General features: G+C 40.0%; 16 protein-coding genes. 1 reads left to right on the top strand and 15 read right to left on the bottom strand.

The features are described 5' to 3' along the window. Nucleotides 1-62: 62 nt before the first annotated feature. The 4 genes from V6984_RS03070 to V6984_RS03055 form a co-directional block, all read right to left on the bottom strand. Complete coding sequence (locus V6984_RS03070) at nt 63-1,382, bottom strand: ATP-binding protein (protein WP_342758344.1); 1,320 nt, start codon at nt 1,380-1,382, stop codon at nt 63-65. Beyond that, entirely contained in the window at nt 1,382-2,086 is a 705-nt protein-coding gene (locus V6984_RS03065) for a LytR/AlgR family response regulator transcription factor (protein ID WP_425324247.1), read from the bottom strand. Before V6984_RS03065 ends, V6984_RS03070 begins: the two co-directional genes overlap by 1 nt. Before the next feature lie 210 nt (nt 2,087-2,296). Next, nucleotides 2,297-3,397, bottom strand: coding sequence for a hypothetical protein (locus V6984_RS03060; protein WP_342758342.1), 1,101 nt, complete (start codon nt 3,395-3,397; stop codon nt 2,297-2,299). Then, on the bottom strand, nt 3,394-3,969 hold the full coding sequence (locus V6984_RS03055; RefSeq protein WP_342758341.1) for a hypothetical protein: 576 nt from the start codon (nt 3,967-3,969) through the stop codon (nt 3,394-3,396). Before V6984_RS03055 ends, V6984_RS03060 begins: the two co-directional genes overlap by 4 nt. Nucleotides 3,970-4,062: 93 nt before the next feature. Here V6984_RS03055 and V6984_RS03050 point away from each other — a divergent pair, with 93 nt between their 5' ends. Next, nucleotides 4,063-4,266: a hypothetical protein gene (locus V6984_RS03050; RefSeq protein ID WP_342758340.1), complete on the top strand. Its 204-nt coding sequence runs from the start codon at nt 4,063-4,065 to the stop codon at nt 4,264-4,266. Here V6984_RS03050 and V6984_RS03045 read toward each other — a convergent pair. The 11 genes from V6984_RS03045 to V6984_RS02995 form a co-directional block, all read right to left on the bottom strand. Further along, nucleotides 4,218-5,147: a DUF5688 family protein gene (locus V6984_RS03045; protein ID WP_342758339.1), complete on the bottom strand. Its 930-nt coding sequence runs from the start codon at nt 5,145-5,147 to the stop codon at nt 4,218-4,220. The genes V6984_RS03050 and V6984_RS03045 overlap by 49 nt on opposite strands. A 321-nt stretch (nt 5,148-5,468) precedes the next feature. Further along, nucleotides 5,469-6,299, bottom strand: coding sequence for an ExeA family protein (locus tag V6984_RS03040; RefSeq protein ID WP_342758338.1), 831 nt, complete (start codon nt 6,297-6,299; stop codon nt 5,469-5,471). Next, nucleotides 6,271-7,677 (bottom strand): DDE-type integrase/transposase/recombinase, encoded by a 1,407-nt coding sequence (locus tag V6984_RS03035; RefSeq protein WP_342758337.1) that lies wholly within the window; start codon nt 7,675-7,677, stop codon nt 6,271-6,273. Before V6984_RS03035 ends, V6984_RS03040 begins: the two co-directional genes overlap by 29 nt. 73 nt (nt 7,678-7,750) lie before the next feature. After that, the gene (locus tag V6984_RS03030; RefSeq protein WP_342759932.1) at nt 7,751-8,230 is read right to left on the bottom strand and encodes a DUF6431 domain-containing protein; all 480 of its coding nucleotides are present in this window, start codon (nt 8,228-8,230) and stop codon (nt 7,751-7,753) included. Nucleotides 8,231-8,417: 187 nt separating this feature from the next. Then, a complete protein-coding gene (locus V6984_RS03025; protein ID WP_342758336.1) occupies nt 8,418-9,092 on the bottom strand; it encodes a hypothetical protein in 675 nt (224 codons plus the stop codon). A gap of 25 nt (nt 9,093-9,117) precedes the next feature. Next, nucleotides 9,118-10,335, bottom strand: coding sequence for a hypothetical protein (locus V6984_RS03020; protein WP_342758335.1), 1,218 nt, complete (start codon nt 10,333-10,335; stop codon nt 9,118-9,120). Between the two features lie 77 nt (nt 10,336-10,412). Next, complete coding sequence (locus tag V6984_RS03015; protein ID WP_342758334.1) at nt 10,413-10,613, bottom strand: hypothetical protein; 201 nt, start codon at nt 10,611-10,613, stop codon at nt 10,413-10,415. 159 nt (nt 10,614-10,772) lie between these two features. After that, complete coding sequence (locus tag V6984_RS03010) at nt 10,773-11,666, bottom strand: HNH endonuclease signature motif containing protein (protein WP_342758333.1); 894 nt, start codon at nt 11,664-11,666, stop codon at nt 10,773-10,775. Between the two features lie 11 nt (nt 11,667-11,677). After that, nucleotides 11,678-13,378 (bottom strand): nuclease-related domain-containing DEAD/DEAH box helicase, encoded by a 1,701-nt coding sequence (locus tag V6984_RS03005; RefSeq protein ID WP_342758332.1) that lies wholly within the window; start codon nt 13,376-13,378, stop codon nt 11,678-11,680. A gap of 10 nt (nt 13,379-13,388) precedes the next feature. Continuing rightward, nucleotides 13,389-15,269, bottom strand: coding sequence for a DUF1998 domain-containing protein (locus tag V6984_RS03000; protein WP_342758331.1), 1,881 nt, complete (start codon nt 15,267-15,269; stop codon nt 13,389-13,391). Nucleotides 15,270-15,273: 4 nt separating this feature from the next. Beyond that, entirely contained in the window at nt 15,274-18,420 is a 3,147-nt protein-coding gene (locus V6984_RS02995; RefSeq protein WP_342758330.1) for a helicase-related protein, read from the bottom strand. Nucleotides 18,421-18,425 lie beyond the last annotated feature (5 nt).

The following is an 18,425-nucleotide window of genomic DNA, read 5'->3' as shown; positions in this document are numbered from 1 at the left end:
GTCGTAAATGTGTCACAAACTGATATTTTAGATCTTGTGTGGTATGTTTTCTTTTTGATTGCTTATTCTTTCGGAATCAGAATCCTGATGGAAAAGAAATGATCCTTTACCCCAAACTGCACGGTTCCGTTATACTTTTTTACGGTATAACTGATGCTTTTGATTCCAAAGCCATGGTTTTTTGCATCCTTTTTTGTCGTGATCGGAAATCCGTTTCGGATCGTCACATCCTGGTTGCAATAATTCCTGATTTCCGCATATACAAACTGTTTTCTCGCCGATACCTCCATGTGAATGATTCGTTTCTCCGGATCCAGGATCAGGAGCACATGCTCTATTGCATTGTCCAGCGCATTTCCGAAGATGGTGCAGATGTCCGTCACATGCATAAATTTCAAAAGGCTTCCGTCTGCCACGCAGGTAAATTCTATCTGATAATTATGCATCAGCGGCATTTTCCCGTCCAGCACTCCGTCCAGTACCTGATTTCCCGTCTGTCTCTCCGGTTGATATGCCGCAAGCTCTCCCTCCATTTGATCGATCCAGAGAGAACGTTTTTGCGGATCCTGTTCTGCCCGAAGTCCTGCAATCTGATGTTTCAGATCATGATATTTCATATTGATCAGGTCTGTTACCTCCTGATAATTGCGGTAACTGTCGTATTGTGCCGTCAGCATGCTCTGAATCTTTGACAGTTCCTTCTCCGCACTTACCTCGTATCTCAGACTTTGATATGCATATAGAATTGCATGACCGGCACAGTCCGATAACGTACGAATGGTAAATATATCCGACAGAATCGTTCCGCTGAACGGCGTGTTCTGGTATACAAAACTCAGATTGCTGATGGTGTACGCACAGGCAACGATCAACAGGGTACTGAACAACTCCTTATTCCCCACTTCCAATTCCGTGTCCCCTCGCTTCATCCGTTTATCGATTACCCAGTATATTCCTGCCACCGTACCATAGACCAGGATCAGAATAATCCAGTTCGGGAAATCTCTTTTCTCTCTTCCGTTATGAACAAAATATTCCAGCTGCCATTCCAGAGATGCCATAAATTCTGCCGACAAAAAGGCCTTCATGCAACAATAAAGCACCATCTTCTCGGAAATATCTATTGTAAAATACAACAGACAAAACATCATTCCCACCGGGAGCAGTACACATAACAGCCATACTTGGATCGGAACATCTCCCGTCCACACAAGCCACACCGTCATCAAGATCAATGTGCACAGTGCCGCAATTGCAAAACGTGCCTTGCCTACTTTTCTCGGATAAAAAAAGCACGGCAGCATGCAGCAGATCCACTCCGCCAAAGCGGTATAATATCGTGGAATATTCTGATAATCGTCCGTCAGTACTTCTCCTATCATTAGTGTTCTCCCATGTATTGTGTCAATGCTGTCATAAAATCATTTCTTCTGGCTCTGCTGATCAAAAGGGCTTCTCCCTTTATTATACAGCAGCCGTCCTTTACGCCATCCACATATTCAAGATTTACAAGATATCCTTTATTACTCCGGAAAAATCCCAGCGGAACAAATTTTTCCTCTGCATCCTGCATTTTGGCTCTCTCTTTGATCTCACCGTCTGTGGTATGATAGATCAGATTGTGCCCTTCACTCTCAATATAGTAAATGGAAGACGTATCCGTCCTGACAATACCGTCCGCGGTATTTACGATAACCGGATTCCCTGCCTTGTGTGGAATCCGCTTAATAGCCCGATCCAATTTCTGGGAAAAAGCAAAATACGACACCGGTTTCAGCACATAATCCATGGCATCCACTTCATATCCGCGGATCGCATAATTTGTCATATTTGTGATAAACATGATCACGACTTTGGTATCCCGCTTCCGGATCGCTTCCGCCGCAGACATTCCATCCATAAATTTCATCTGAATGTCCATCAGAATAATATCATATTCGCCTGTATATTTTTCTACAATCTCATCTCCGTCCGAAAAACGAATTACTCTTATACTCTTCCCGGATTCTCTCTGATATTTTTCTATATATTCTGTCAGCTGCTTTGCATAAGCCTCTTCATCTTCCACAATAGCTATCGTAATCATAGGATCAACTATTCCTTTCCGCTGTAATGGCTTTATCATAACACATTTTTATTTAAAATCCAGTCCCCAGTTTTGCTCTGATTTTCCGTCATATTTCCCTTGACACCTCTCCCACAAAAGTACAATATGAACGTATACACCGCTATCCTATTTTCTAAAATTCTGCCGGTGATACAGCGCTGCATTCTTCTGGCCTTTGGAGGCGTTTGTTTAATATCGGAAATTCATAAAATTCTTATTATATTCATGAATATATTCATAATATTCTTCTGTATCATTATTAATTTTCATGCTTTCATTCATGATGGAAAAACCGCTTACGTTCATCAATAGGATCAATGCTACAATAACCCCAAGCGAGGCCCTTACAATTTTACATTTCCATTGTCTGAGCAAATTACAATATCCTATGACGCTATAAGGCATAATAAACAGAAAATACGGTAATACATATCTGCATTTTGTCTCCCAAAATGTCCAAAACACAAAGGCTCCGATCATTAACAGAAATGGCAGTAATTCTCCAATACCTGCTTTTTTTTCTGTAATCAGGTACATGAGAATACCAAACAAATACACCGACTGGCACACATCAAAGAATGCGATCAATAGAATATTGATCTTGCCGCCATCAAATATGGTGGATTTCACAAGTGGTGACAGTTCTACATTCGAGACTTTATTACTCTGCAAAGTGAAACATTCAAAAGTAGGATTGTTCCACAAAATTGCCCATTTTCTGTTAAAAAAAGACCAGGCATATTCCGGATCCGCCGCAAAATGCCGCAGCGATTCCTTGATGTTATCCTGACTGACTTTCGCTGTAGCATGGGTGTCATAATTGTTTTCCACAAAAGTTGCTTCATTGTAAGTATTATACCATCCGGGCGCACTTTCTGTGTCCTGCAGTCCCATGGCAATATGCGCCCATTTAGTGTTACCGGCACCAGGTTCTACCTGTAAATGGGAACTGATATAAGCTGTAGGGATACTGCTTATTGTAAAAGTCAGCACTGTAACCACTATCAGATTTCCTGTCATTTTCAGTTTCTCCTGTTTTCCCGGAGTACGATCTGTAATAAGGTGCATGAAATAAAAAACCACGATTCCCACAAAAACAATGAGACAATTTTGTTTAAATATTACGGCCAGGGCCATATTGATGCCGCAAAATAAAGAATAATGCATCTTTCCGGATTGTCGGTAGAGAAACGCCATCCAGACAGCTACTACGGCAAATGCGTATCCGATATGATCTCCATAAATATTATTGACTAAAAATGCATAGGGCAGATAGGTGGACAAAATCATTCCCTGTACTGCTGTAAATGCATTTTTTCCAAACAGCAGACAGCAGATCGATACAGCCCTACAATGGTTACTACATAGAAAAATATGAGAATCACGTACATCACGTAAAAGCTTTGCACCGTATCCACAAACCGCAGCAAAAAAGCCACCAGTAATATCATGCCGTTCTGATGCGGCCACATATAAGCATATCCACCGGGTTCCCATGGAGTGGTATCCCCTCCGAGAAAAGCCCCGGCACACATATAAATCTTTTCTGAATCACCAAAGAACCAAAATCCTGTCTGGCTGACCCACCATAGCAGAAAAATGGTCATTCCGGTAATGCAGGCATAAAAAACATATTGTCCATAGCGATCCAGAAATTGTTTTATTCTGCATTTTCCGGCAATATAGCACAGCAATCCTGTAATACCGATGCATAAAATCTGACGCCAGGGATTATTTTTCATGTAATATACTTGCTCAGTTACCCTCTGCATATTACAAATCGTAAAAAGTCCTTGCAAAAACAGATATCCTATAATAATGATCGATATGATACGGACAATTTGGGAATATATTTTTTCCATCTGTTCGACCTTTCCATATAAATTCCTTTGAACATATCATATTTTTATAGTCGGTTCAATAGCGGTTTCCAGCTCTTAATAATTTATCAGATAATGCTCTTTCCTCTTTCTTCGGATTTTGTCTTCACTGACAACAGCGATCCCGAGAAACAGGATGTTCAGTATTCTGCGGAAGAGCTGATTACTCTCCTCGGAGAGGACACCCAGTACTTCGGTTCTCAGGCCACCCATGCTACTGTAGCTGGCGGTCAGATTACAGCAATGACCATTGTTGCACTGGCAAGCACTCCGGCATAATCATCCGTGTGCTCATAGCTTGCAAAGGCATTCTCAATATTGAAATTGACACCCACATTGTTGCCTTCCGGAACAACCGACATAGCTTCATAATTCTGATTTGTCTTCTCCACATTATTGAAGCTGATCCTTACATCATCATAGTCTCTCTCATAGAGCTTTTCTTTGATATCCTCTGCAAATTCCTGCTTAAATGTTTCGTAATTCATAGTTTTCCTCTCTTTCTCATCAGAAACCATAAAATCCATAACCCTGTATTCATCTGGGATGTTCTCACGGTCTCCATCGTAATATTCTGTAAAAGATTCCTGTGTATCTCTCACATATCCATAATCTGTAAACTGTCCCATTTCGTTAATGGCCACATCTCTGCCGTAGGCCTCATAATCAATGTAATCAGCAAGATAATCCGGAACTTCCATCATACCGAGTTCTTCGATATAGTAATGTCCCAGATCAGCATTGCTTTCTACTCCCGGATAAATTTCATACTTATCCAGGTTATCAATAAGATTGATCACATCTTTAATGCTGCCTGTATAATCACTGATCTGCATTGCCGCCTGAAAATGGTTATAATCATGATCATCCAGCTCATCGAGCTTGGAAGCCAGATAATTGAGTTCATCCAGGTTTTCATATTCTCCCAGCTTTTCATACAGCCCATCAACATAACAGTCATAATCACTAATGAACCATTCTTCATAAGGATTACCGAAATCATCTTTTGAGCCGATTCCAATTCGTTCAAATACTTTTTGCAGTTCTTCTGATGTGGTGGGAAACTTCACCCATTCGCCGACCAACTCACCCTCGTTGTATTTTCCAAGATTGGTGATGAAGGCTTCAAACGGACAGTCATGGTCATATTCATATGCCATGCAATTTCCTCCTGATTTTATTATTCAGGTCGTCACCTGATTTTGGCATCAAAAAAGCGCCATACCCATCACCGATCCGGTAATGAGCTGACGCTTCATTCTTGATCCATATTCTTTTGCAAAAGAGAAACAAATGCCTGACCGCTCTCGCGTTTCATGTCTCATTTGTCTATGATAATATTATCACACCCCTATTCAGAAAAAAAGAGTCAAAATAGTAGTCATGTTAAAAATCTCATGAGCTGTCACAGTTTTGCTCTCACTCACTGTCACAAACTCGTTCCTCTTTCTGTCACTGTTTCCGGGGCTTTCGCCCCGGTTTTACTCTATTCCACCTACCATCTCGTGGTCGGCAACAAACCTTACCATGTGTTCGTCTATCAGCCGTTTCTGTTGCTGGTATGCATACATCAGTGTCTTCTCACTGATTCGGTTGATCATTCTCGGAATCCCCGCAGATACCTTGAAGATTGCATCCTCGGCTCCACTGGTAAACACATCCTGTTTCACCCCTGCGTATGCCATATGTACTGCGATATATTTCCCTGTTTCTGCCCTATCCAGACGATTTAACACGATATTCATATCGATTCTCTGGCGGATTGCGGCGTAGCTCTGCAATCTTAACTTCTGATCCCACAGTTCCGTCTGTCCCACCAAAATCAGGCTCATCGGGCTGGCAGAATCAAACCGGTAGTTCAGCAGGAACCGGAATTCCTCCAGTGTTTCTTTTCCAAGCAGATGTGCCTCATCCAGCACACATACTACCCGTTTTTTCTGCACACTTCTGACATTCTCAATCTCCTTCTGAAGCTGCCTCTTGGAATCTCCTCTGTAAAAATGCGATTCCAGTCCCATCTGATGACCTGCATACAGCCATCTTGGTGTCAGCTTTGAATCTGACAGATACAAAAGCATGTACTTATCCTTTGGAAGCCTTCCTTCAAACATCCGGATCAGTGTGGATTTCCCACACCCCGGGTCTGCCGTAACCACTGCAAACAGCTGTCTGTCTGCTGCATAGGTCAGTCTTCCGATTGCATCCTCTATCTGCGGTGATACATACAGCCTGTCCGTTGGTACATCTCTGGAAAAAGGAGTGTTCATCATCTCAAAGTATGCTTCATACATTCTGACCGCCTGCCTTTCCATAATCACCAAAGGAAAGGGCATTCGCCATCAGCTGATGATCCTCTTTATATTTCTTTTCCAGTGCATCCAGAAACCTTGATGTCTCCGGCACCCTGTCTGTCATTCCAACCGGTAACACCAGCTTCCTGTCACAAAACGCTTCGATTCTTACACGATGTGCCATGACTGGCTCCATATCCCGGTACAACACTTTTATTGTTTCCGTATTCATCGGGTCATATGCGATTTCCACCTCTGCATTTGCCAGTGCTACACTGGCCTCGTATTTGATGTCCCCAAAAGAAAAACATCCTGCGTTATCCAGTTTTCTGCTTTCATGATGGAGAAATGCTTCACTTACTACTGTCGTATCCAGAAACACCAGCCCCCTGGTATCCCTTGTAAACTCCTGTAAGGGCGATATCCCTTCCGAAGGCACCTTTACTCCGTGGGAGTCATAATACTCCTTTATCCCGTCATGGGCTTCTTTCTGGTAGTCCTGCTCCAGAAAATATTTCCATTTCTGGTTTAACTCCTCTAAAGAATGCACCTGTGCTATCCGTATCTCTGCAATGAACTGGTCTACCTTCTGGTGAAATTTTTCCACCTTGCCCTTGGACTGACAAGCCCTTGGTTTCGCATGAAGCACCCGGATTCCCATCCTTGCAAGAGCCGTATGAAGCTGGTTTGAGGTGTACTGTGTTCCATTATCAAGATAACAGGCATCACACTTTCCATACTTTAAGATTGCCTTATGGAAGGTGTCTTCCACCACTTCCTGCCGTTGGTTATCATAGAACTCTGACTGCACTATAAACCTCGAATGGTCATCAATCAGCGAAGAAAGGTAGGTCTTAACCAGCGTTCCGTCTCTCAGGCGGATATCCGGTCCATACTTGATATCTCCCTGCAACAGTTCCATCCGGTGCGGTCTGCAGAACCGCCTTGATGTGGTTTCCCGCTTTTCCGCGTAGCGTTTCATCTGCTTGACACCCATTCCTGCGTTATACAGATACCTCTGCAGTGTTGACGCTTTGATGACTCCCGGCGCTGCATAGCCTTCTGTCTCCAGTATCTTTATGATCTGGCGGACACTTCGTTTTGGCACCTCACGTTTTAACTGGATTGCTTCCCCTACGATTTCATCGTAGTTCTCCGGCAGTGCCTGGCTTCTTCTCTTTTCACGGTTCATCGGACGCAGTCCTGTGAACGCATCCTCCCGGTACTTTGCTTCATACCGGTACAGGCTTCTCTTGGAAATCCCGTATTTTTCTGCTATCTCTTCCCGAAGCTGCCGTTTTTTCGCTTCATCCAGCTCCTCATCCAGAAGCGGTGCTATCATCTGATAGCGTTTCAGTGCTTCCTCATCCTGCCATTTCTTTACTTCCCTGCTCTGCATAAGCGTTACCTCCTTTTGGGATAACCTTATTACAAAGCGAAAGTGACAGCACACAAAAGTAGGTGCATAAATCCTACCTCTCCGGATTCGGTTCTATCCGTCCTCCGGAGTTATATATAAACCGGGTCACTACTGAGAGCCACCCTGGGCTTATCCGTTCCCTAAGTTCCTTCAGCAAAGACTCTCTGGATTTCAGGAACCCGATATCCAAATCCAGGAGATGATGCAGCATCGATTTCATCTGTCCATTGATATTTGCTTCATTATGGCTTAACCACCATTTCCAGTGATTCATGGTTGCTTCACATGGATAATCCTCTGTTCCCGGATCATCCGGTCCAAGTACATCATCCACTACATCCTCTATGATTCCGGAACCATAATGCTTGTACGGAACCATACAGTCCGGAAGCTCATTATGAAGTCTTCTGCATTTTTCGTTGGTACATTTCAGGCGGTTAATAGCAAACCAGTTTTTCCTGCCACCGGCTTCTTTATGAACCCGTAGCTTCCTGTCCCTCCTGCATAGAGGGCACCCACACTCAGGACAGATGGCATCTTCTTCACTGATTACAAAAAATATCCTCTTTACACTCTAACCGATACTTTGATATGATAACCATGGTAGTGATACCATCATGGATCCTGGAATGCCCGACTCGCCAAAGAAGAGATTCCAGGATCTCTTTCTTTCTATTATTCTTTGGTGACAGTATATCGGTTAATTCCGTGACAGGCAATCAAATCTGTATCAAGTCAAGCTGAGAGGGGCGCAACACTAATATAAAATTCAAAAAATCATCACCCAGCTTTGTTGTTCGTTTGGCATATATTCCGTTACTGATCATAGAAGAGTGCATGTAATTTCCGCTTGTCAACATCCCTTCATTTTGCAAATCAGTTACAATTTTATCTACCAAATCAGTTCGTTCCTTCATATAGGGATATCGTCTATATAGCGGTCCCTCCGCACTTCCCATAGACTCATTGCTCCTACCAATTCCCATTTCCGGATTATAAAAATGTGTAAGTATTTTCAGATGCCAAACCGTGTATCGTTCCAACAACTCCATATAAATCATCAGGATACTTTCTTCTGAATTAAATTCAATCGAATTAAGAACTGCATTTGCTAAATATTCTCTCTTTTCACGTTCTGCTGTCTTAGCGGCTATTTCAGTAGCCTTAATTATAGCAGTAGTAAAACTTTCGTTCTCTCCAATAGTGTCAATATCTATTACACATTGATGCAATTTTTCCTCTATAACTTCCATCCATTCATCTTGTCGTTTTTGCATCGCCTTTGATTTTACTTCGTCAATTATACACGACAAAAGCGTACCCCCAAACGGAACCATACTTGTTGCAGTCTTAACTGCAATCTCTGCGACTGTCATAACATTATCCTTATTCACACTTTTCTCCTTTACTCACACTACTCTATAGCAGTTTCCTCAGCTCACGCTTAATATTCTTCACCTGTGTAATTGCCTTGCTTATCCTCTTCTGTGCCTTATTTATCTGTAGATGCGTCAATGCATCCAAAAATCCATCATCAAACCACAAATCAATTGCAGTCGCCAGTCGTGCATACTTAAGCTGCACCGTCTTATTCTTCGACAGCTCACGCAATTCTGCATTCAAGTCATTCAAAGCCATCTGCGCCTGTCGAACCTCTGCATCTGCCTCAGATAATGTTGCCTGCTTTAAGAAAGAAGTTAAAAATCCAGTCGTAAGCATGTCCAAAACGCTTGCCGAACCACTATCATTCATTGCCTGCTGTGCATATGCCAGACATTCCAACGCATAATCCGCAGCATCTATAGCCGCATGGACCTCATAACTGATATCTCCCGGTTCTTCCTCTTCTTCTCTTAAATCCTCCGGCAATCGGAGATTCTGCTCCTTTGCCACTTCAATAATAATGTCATCGCTGACATTTCCGTACAACTCCTCTAACGATTCTTCTGTCAACAATAACCTTGACAAAAAGACCACCTGCTTTATGGTATCCTCATTACAATGTGATGTAAGCTCCACTATGTTTTCATCTTTAAATCTAACACCGGCATCCAATGCCCTCATAATCAGTCTGCTAGCTTCATATTCATCATCCCAGAATAATTCCTGCACTACTTCCAGCACTTCATCACCACTGCCAAAGTCCGTTACGGATTGCAGGCGTGCCTTGGCATATTCCGGCTTCCAATCATAAAAAGCATCGTAAAATCTGCTCCATGAAATCGGCGTACCAGCATCCGGACATAGCTCTTCCTCATACTCTTCTGCAATATCCGCCGGAGCAGATATCTTATATCGCTTCGCTAATTCGACGATAAGCTCATCATCGACACAACAGTACAAGTCTTCTAAATCCTGCGCAGTAAACGCTTCCGCAGATTGATACAATGCTTTCTTAAAACTATCCTCTGCACACAGCCCAGCGATTTCCGCAAGGTTTTCTCCGGAGAACTTTACACCGTACTGTACAGCTCTGTTCAGGAGCCTCGTCGCTCCTTTTTCATCCTCAAAGGCGATAATATTGAGTGCATCGACAATCTCATCCGGTGCACCCATATCCTCAAGGGATGATATCTTATTTACAGCGGTGCTTACCGCCCAGTCATTTATTTTTTCGTAGTAATCAGACCACCGCATGTAAGCACCCTCCTCCGAATCAACAAATATCCCTCTCATACCCATTCCATCATTTCATTAACATTATTTACAACAATTTATATTCCAAACATAATATAAGCATAAATATTTCCTCTAAATTCGCTTGGAATTTCATCTTGTCTTTTTACTATATCACCAATGGTCTTAAAGCCATTTTGACGTAGATATTCCATTGTTTCCTTGCGTACTTTTAGAGTTTCTATACTCTGCCGTTTGACTTTTTCGGGTACTTTGTGGACTATTGCCTTTTCTGACATAAATAGCCCTCCTTCCTATAATGTCAAGCCCTAAATCATGAGTTTTTCAAGCATTTCTTTAAATATAACGCATGTAAACACCTGACTATATAAAATAGATAAGTGGAAAATTTATTTCCTATTTTATTGCAATTTAAATTAGTTCTTAATTAGAAATATCTACTCTGCAATACTTAAGAATTGATCTTTGTTAAGTCTAATACCACTGTTTTGTAATCTGTCATCTCTGGCAATATAGATTTGTTCCAATGCTTCTTTCTTTTGTGACAGTTCTCCATAATGAAGCAACCGATGGCAGATTGGGCACAAGCAGACAATGTTTGCATATACATCCAGACTAACATTAAACATACCCTGTGCTTTCATTGGTACAGCATGATGCCCTTCCATATATGGTTTCATTGTTGCCGCAGCGATAAAGGTAACATGACCTGAATCTACTTCACACTTATATTGAGCGATTTCAATTGCCTGTTTTTTAATTATTCCGTTTCTTCGCCACCCTGTTGTTTGAATATTTACATTTTCTCCAACAGGAACTGCAAAATCAAGAATCCTGACTCTTTCTCCAGATTCTTCGAATTCTATTCCTTCTGCAAATCGAATGTAATTATTCAACCCTGCACTATACATCCTTCGCCCACGTTCATTCTTTTCCACGAAATCAGGTTGTTGATATAGATACTCCCTTATAATCTCCAATTCTCCGATATTGTCAATTTCATATATTGTGCTTACAAGCTTCCCTCTTTCAACAAGGAACTTGGATATTGTCTGCAAAGCCCCAATATAATGATTTACCGAACTATCCGAGTTGCCCCGCACCTGCTTTAGATATCTTATGTAATATTCTTTCAAAACATTGAAATCTGACATATTTTTCCGCCTCATAAGCCAATCTCTTTCCTTAAAACGAATTTGTAGCTTCAAACTTATGTGCCTTTCATTCTGCTTCTCATACAAAGAAGCATGTCTTATTGTTGATTTTCCTTTCAAAAAAAGCATTTCTGAAAAGATACTTCTTACAATTGATGTCGTCTGTTCTTTTTCCATTCACAGCAAGTCTATTGGGATAATACTTCCATCCCTTCTAGTATTCTACTTTCATACTCACCCTTCATTGATTTCGGATAAAAATAATACAGCATAATTTGTGCACGAGACATTGCAACATAATTTATTCTCCTGTTATTCATACTCTCAAACCCATCAATGTCGACATAGAATACAATTTTTCGTTCCAAACCCTTGAAGGACTGAACCGTCATATAATTTAATTGAGTTTTCTTTAAGCCTTTAAAACTTCTTACTTCTACAAGTTCTGTATCAGCTAATGTCCTTGTTTCCGAAAGCATTGAGTTTTCAAATTTTTTCGGTGAGAGAATGATAATATCCTTAATATAGGTTCCTCCTGCCATAAGACTTCTTATTTCTTTATCAAGCTTCTCCACAAAATCAGCTTTTGTATCAAACTCTATTGCTCTCACTTCGGGTCCTGTTAATTGCATATACTTTGACGGTGGAATACTTGTCAACATTGAATTACGACGAGCTATCTGTGCTGTATTTCTGCAGTTTTTTAACAGTCTGAGCATACAAGGATTATACTTTTCTTTTATTGCTTTTACCGTATCTGAGAAATAATTCCCTTTTAGGAATATATCCTGATTAGGATCTGCAAAAAATATCCATTCCCCCGAATTTAATCCCTGCTTAACAAATGAATCCAGACAGCGCATTGTACTTTCAGAAAGAATATCTTGAGCTTCATCAACTATTATTAAATCAAATATCCTTTTAGGTACCACTTTTTGTTCAATGAAGACTTCATTCAACTCTTCTAGTTCCAGTTCATGACTATTAGCTATATACTCTCCCAATAGAGCATGGTATGTTCCGATGTAAGAACCTTCAACCACTTTGACATTCTCTTTGACATATGATGCCATATTATTGTTAAAACATATGTAGGCAACTTGCCTATTCTTACACATAGTGGTTTTTAATTTTTCAACCGCCAACAAACTCTTTCCGGTTCCGGCAGCACCATATACAAAAGCTCTGGCATTATCATCTATACTGCTTAAAACATCATATTGCTCTTCTGTTAATCTCAGCATTTCATTATATGATGTGTCAATTTGTAATTTCATAGATTGTACTGCGCAGAAATCAGCCTCAAACAATGTAACTATCTGTTCAATCTGTTCTGCATTCATAGAAATTGTTCTTTTACTCTGTTTTTTATATAAATCATCAGACCAATATCGAAGACTTTTCAGCAAAAAGTCCCCAAATAAAGAAACCTCATTTCTTCCATCAAACATCACATCTTTAATTACACTATCACCTTCGCATTCAGCTATACATTCAGGGAATACTACCGCGCATCCCACACAAAATCTACTCTCTATAGATTTCTTTCCATATGTACCTTCTAATGTTGAAGCAATTGCTTTCATACATCCGTGAGATTGCCAAAAAGGATCCTGTATATCAAATTCCTGTCCCTTTTTATTGATGCTCTTCCATTTGGTTTCTTTTTTTTGAATAACACCACCCTTTACTTCTATACACAAAATACCATTAGCGCATATGTACAGAAAATCCACTTCACTCATCGTCTTCTTTTCATGATTGTTCTGTGGATGTGAATAAAACACAACTCCAGGAATATCTTCCTTCGACAACCAATCATAGACCATGTATTCTCCCGTTCTCCTTGGATCATTTCTTTCAATAAAGGATGGTATCATTTTTGCCATTTTGTCACCTCTATAATAATTTTGAGAAAAATCCCATTTCTCTGTTTTCCGGTGTTCCTACCACTGCCGCTCTGTCTAATAAACAATTTGCCGATTCGCAACTTGTTTCAGGAAGTAATCCGCAAGCATGACACGCAGCAAAATTTAAACTCTTAAATCCCTGTCCTCTGGAATCAACACATATAGGATCATTTGAACACCAAGTTGCATTTTCAAGCATTGAAAAGATGGTATTGGTTAATCTATAACCTTCGCCTTCTCGTGCCAATCCTCCTAAACTTCCGTCACTATCTGTTGCCGATGTATAAATGAGAATTCCACACATCTTTTCATCGGAATCACAAAATGTCGAATATATCTTTTCTCGTAAAGATGCCGACTCATAACCGCATTGCGCAGTAAACTGTCTAATCAATAAATGTGCTATGGTATGTAATAAGATGTACCTGGGACGATTTTCATCAAACATATTATTTCCTATCCATGAATTTTGGTTCCGCGCAGCCAACAACTTATAACGTTCACCATATTGTTTCTCCCACGCTTCTACAGCACTTTCTTTAAATTGAATAAATATGCCCTCTCCAAACATCTGAATAGCAGGAAGCCAATTATAGTCTTGCTTAGAAATCGGCGTAAAGTCCCTATCGAATATTCCTTTTTCTGCTCTTATTTTGGGATCAGGTTCGTGAGTAGGTTCAATTCTTCTAAAGCCCTTTAACACTTTAACCTCTCGTAATCTGCTTACAATCTTTATTGCTTCGATATATTCTTGAATTTCCTCAGGAACTTCACTGCTCTTTGTTCTGAAGAAATCATTCTCTTCATTTCTATCTTTATCGCAAAAAGCGGCATATTCGTCCAGCCTTAATACTTCCTCTGTTATCTCTCTCGTATCTTTATCTCTATACTTCAGCAATGCTTCTTTTTTAAACTGCTCATATCCGCACCGATATACATCCTTCTTTTGTTCATAATGCTTTATAAGCATTTTTTCTATTAGTCCTTCATCATCCAATTCAAAAATAGCTAACAGTATATCATCATATCGTTGCAGCGTTTTCTGTATTTTTGAGCTCCATGGCGGAATAGTAAGGGCACTTTGTGTTACCGGATAATACACATTATTTGCGCTGCGTTGCATGGTTCGCATTGTTGCATTACAATTTTGTGGTTCCCTATACCATGGTTTACCTTCTTCATTAAAACCAAGCCAAGGCATATACCCTTTACACTTATAAGAAATAAGTGCATTTTTATCCATACAACCTGCCATTGATTTTGTAGCACCACACTTACATCGAATTACAATACTGTCCAATCCTCCAGTATTTCCTTTATACTCAAGGAAAAGCTGAGAACCATCACATTGCTTGTCTGTTCCTCTATGTACCCACCAACTATATGGAAATTCGTCAATATGTCCGTTAGGACATGCAACTACAAATCGAGATGGAATCAATGCTATCGGTTTACCATCCGAAGTCTTACATTTACTGCAATACAATGGCTTATTGTATTCTGTATTATTACTTTCAGGTTTGCGTATTTTAAAATAGTAATCTAATTCATGACATTCCGGACAATAGTAGTAACTTGGAAATCTGTACACCGGGATAGAAAACTTTTTCTCTGCATGTTCATCAGTTGATACCTGAACAAAGAAATCTTTTCCCAGCATTTTTTGCAAATTTCTTTCCTGGAATTGAGCGTCATCGGGAAGCCTTCCATCCGTAACCTTCCAATAATCAATTCCTGCCATTATTCCGGAAAGTCGTGGAAAATCAACAAGTGCACCACTGCCGTATGTTGACACGGTCTGAGATCTTCTTATTTCCCCTGCTTTTTTTATATAATCAGATACATTCTGTCTTTTTATTCTAGGCGGCATATTATCACTCCTTTGTAGTAACCAGGACGCTGGTTTCAACACTTCTCATGGTATTTAGCACTCTAAATCTGCTATCTTCTTCATAATCAGCATCAAACAAACATTCACTCTCCTTGGTGAACTTTCCTCTCTTATACACAAATTTTTCCTGATGTGCACATCGGTTTTCCCATTCTTCCTCAATATCATCTATTTCTCTTTTAACGTTATCAAGTTCATCAGGATCCACTCTTTTTACATAGTCAAAAATATAGTCTCGTACTGCACTTACTCCCGGCATACTTCTTGAGTAATTAATAGCATCTTTATCCTTAAACAGTCCCGGTACCGTATATCTGCAAAGAATTACATACATGGTTTGCAATGCTCTATCCCTTGCTCTGTCTGCAAAAGGAGTTATACTTGTTGCTTCTACGAATTTATAGAATGAGGCATGATACTGAGTAAATGTTTCATAATGTGAACGGTCTCTGGACTTCGCCTGATTATATGTTGCTATAACCAATCCCGGATTTTCTCTTCCCACACGGCTGGTCGCCTGAATATATTCAGCTGTAGTTTTGGGCTGCCCCACTACAACCATGCACCCTAATCTACCTACATCAACGCCGACCGAAATCATATTTGATGACAACACAAAATCATAAGGATGTGTCGAATTATCTCTCTTGAAAGGAATTGGCAGTTCTTCCTGTACTACCTTTCCAATATCCTCACTCTTCTCTCGACTTGTAAGTTCTTTATATTTTGTGTATCTTTGATTTTTTGCAGTCATCGGATATAATTTATCAAACTTAGAATTCTGCAGATAAACAAATCTGTCTTGAATGTCATCTACTACCCTAATGATTGCACCGCCCAGTTCTCGAAGAGTATTGAAGTATGATGTCAAAGTCCAATACGCATCAATTACCTGTTCTGAATACTCTTCTTGCTCGCTCAGATACCTTGTTGCAAAAAGCAACGATGCCATTACTCGAATCATCATAGTTGTCGGACTGGTGCCAATTCCCATACACCCCAAATATTTTCTTGCAGGTTTTTCATCTGCCTGAGACAATTCTGCAAAAAATGAATTATTAATATTTATCCCTTGTGGCGGAAATTGTGTATATCCTGCTGCATATAATCCAAGTATTTGTTCTTTGGCATTTCGTATTGTTGCAGTAGAAGCTATGACCTTTACACCTACGTCTTCTCGATTACATAGTTTGCTGATCGCAGCCTCATATAGTCCCGTAATGGTTCCTAGCGGTCCTGATATCAAATGTAATTCGTCCTGAATAATCAATTCCGGTGGATACTTCTTTGTTAATCCAAACAAACTACCACATTCTTCTTTTAATGCGACCTGTGCAAACTTGTCAATTGTAGCAACGATATATGTAGGAGTGTATTTATATATTTCCTCATCAATCAGATAGATTGGAAGACCGTTTTTAAATTCACACTTCTCAGAGGAGCATTTAATAAGCATACGGCTTTCTTGCTTATTGCATGAGTAGTTCTCAGCTGTAATAGGAGCTCCGCAATGAGGGCATCTGCTAATCTGAACCGGATTACCAATCTCATATCCAAAATCTCCCGGTTCCCCTCCTTTTAATATTTTTTCTGCGTCTTCTATCTTATTAGGAGTCAGCGCCTGACCTGCCCATAAGCCTATACCAATCTCTCCTCCGGCAATATGCTCCTTCTTCCTGATTGATTCACAAGCACATATTAACGAAGATGCTCTTTCAAACTGCTGAAATGTAAGTAGGCGCATTGTATAACGCATAAGTACCGTCACCCCATCACCGTCAGCACCTTTTCGTAAACGTCTCAAAAAAATGACAAAAGCAGCAATCCCTAAATATGCTTCTGTTTTTCCACCACCGGTTGGAAACCAAAGTAAATCTACATCCTTTCGCTCTTCCCCTGTCGGATCCGCAAAAGAACATATTTCTTGAACAAAGAAAGCTAACTGAAACGGATACCAACATATGCTATCATCAGATTCGTACTTTCCGCTTCTTACTAACATCGCTTTTCGTTGCTCAAACATCGCTCTGTTAGCGAGCGAAAAAGCTCTATATACTTTCTCATCCGCCATAAAATCTATCGATTTTTTAATGCGTTTACATGTCTTTCTACACTTTTCTAAGTTCGTTTTTGCTGAAAGATGAAATTCTTTTTGTAAAGAAGTAATCTTCTGTTCCTGTTCATCTATCCATTTTTCATATTCATTTACAAGCGACATAAGACCGCTCTTTATTTCATTAACAGAAGCTTCTGACAAATACTTCATCGAAAGAATTTTTCCACTGAAATTTGTGGATGGCTTCATTTGCTTTACTTCATATTCCGGCAAAAATCTGGAATATACATGTTTTAACCCATCAACTTCATTTACTTCAACAGCGCACCCATGTCCTGATGCATAGTTTTTGACTTCATGGTATAACATGTTAAGCTCATTTATTTCCTCATCAGTTGTCATACCTATTTTGTACGCTAACTCTGCCAAAGTATTCGGCTCATTTTCGTATATTTCAATTTCTGGTTGAAAAAACGAATACGCTGACTCCTGTCTGAAATCCCCATTACTTTGATTTGTGTTTGTCATAGTAACTGTAACAATGCGTGCACCGTCTTTCATAATTCGATGAAGCAACACTCTTATTTCCAATCCATCGGTAACAAGAATTTTTAACGCTTTACCTATTTCTAACTTATCGACATTTACATTTTCCTCAATGTATGGCAGTACTTCTCTTTTCCAGTAATCCTGCTTCAGATTCTTTTCTGTTTCTTCCAGCGCTAATTCTTCCTTTATTTCAGAAAAATCTTTCTTTTCATAGCGCGCTGCTCTACCTCTTACACAAAAAATATTTTTTTCTTTCTTTATTGCAACTGACACCCCAAATGATGATGGATTCTTTCCATTACATAGAGAGATTGTATTTTCTTCATCTAATTCTCCACAGTCTTCGGATGACATTCCAAGCAAAATATCCGCTTGTGTATCAATAGGATATAGTTTTCCTAAAATGTAATAATCCAATGGACGATCGCCGCAAATCACTTCATTTTCTTCAACCGGTCCCAATAAATCCTTTGATATTATTTCAGTAATAATATTTCTGGCATCATAATATTCAGTAAAACCCATGTCTT

It is taken from the genome of Kineothrix sp. IPX-CK, assembly GCF_039134705.1.
GTDB classification, from domain to species: domain Bacteria; phylum Bacillota; class Clostridia; order Lachnospirales; family Lachnospiraceae; genus Kineothrix; species Kineothrix sedimenti.
The sequence above is the reverse complement of the archived record's forward strand: the minus strand, read 5'-3'. Positions and strand labels throughout refer to the sequence as shown.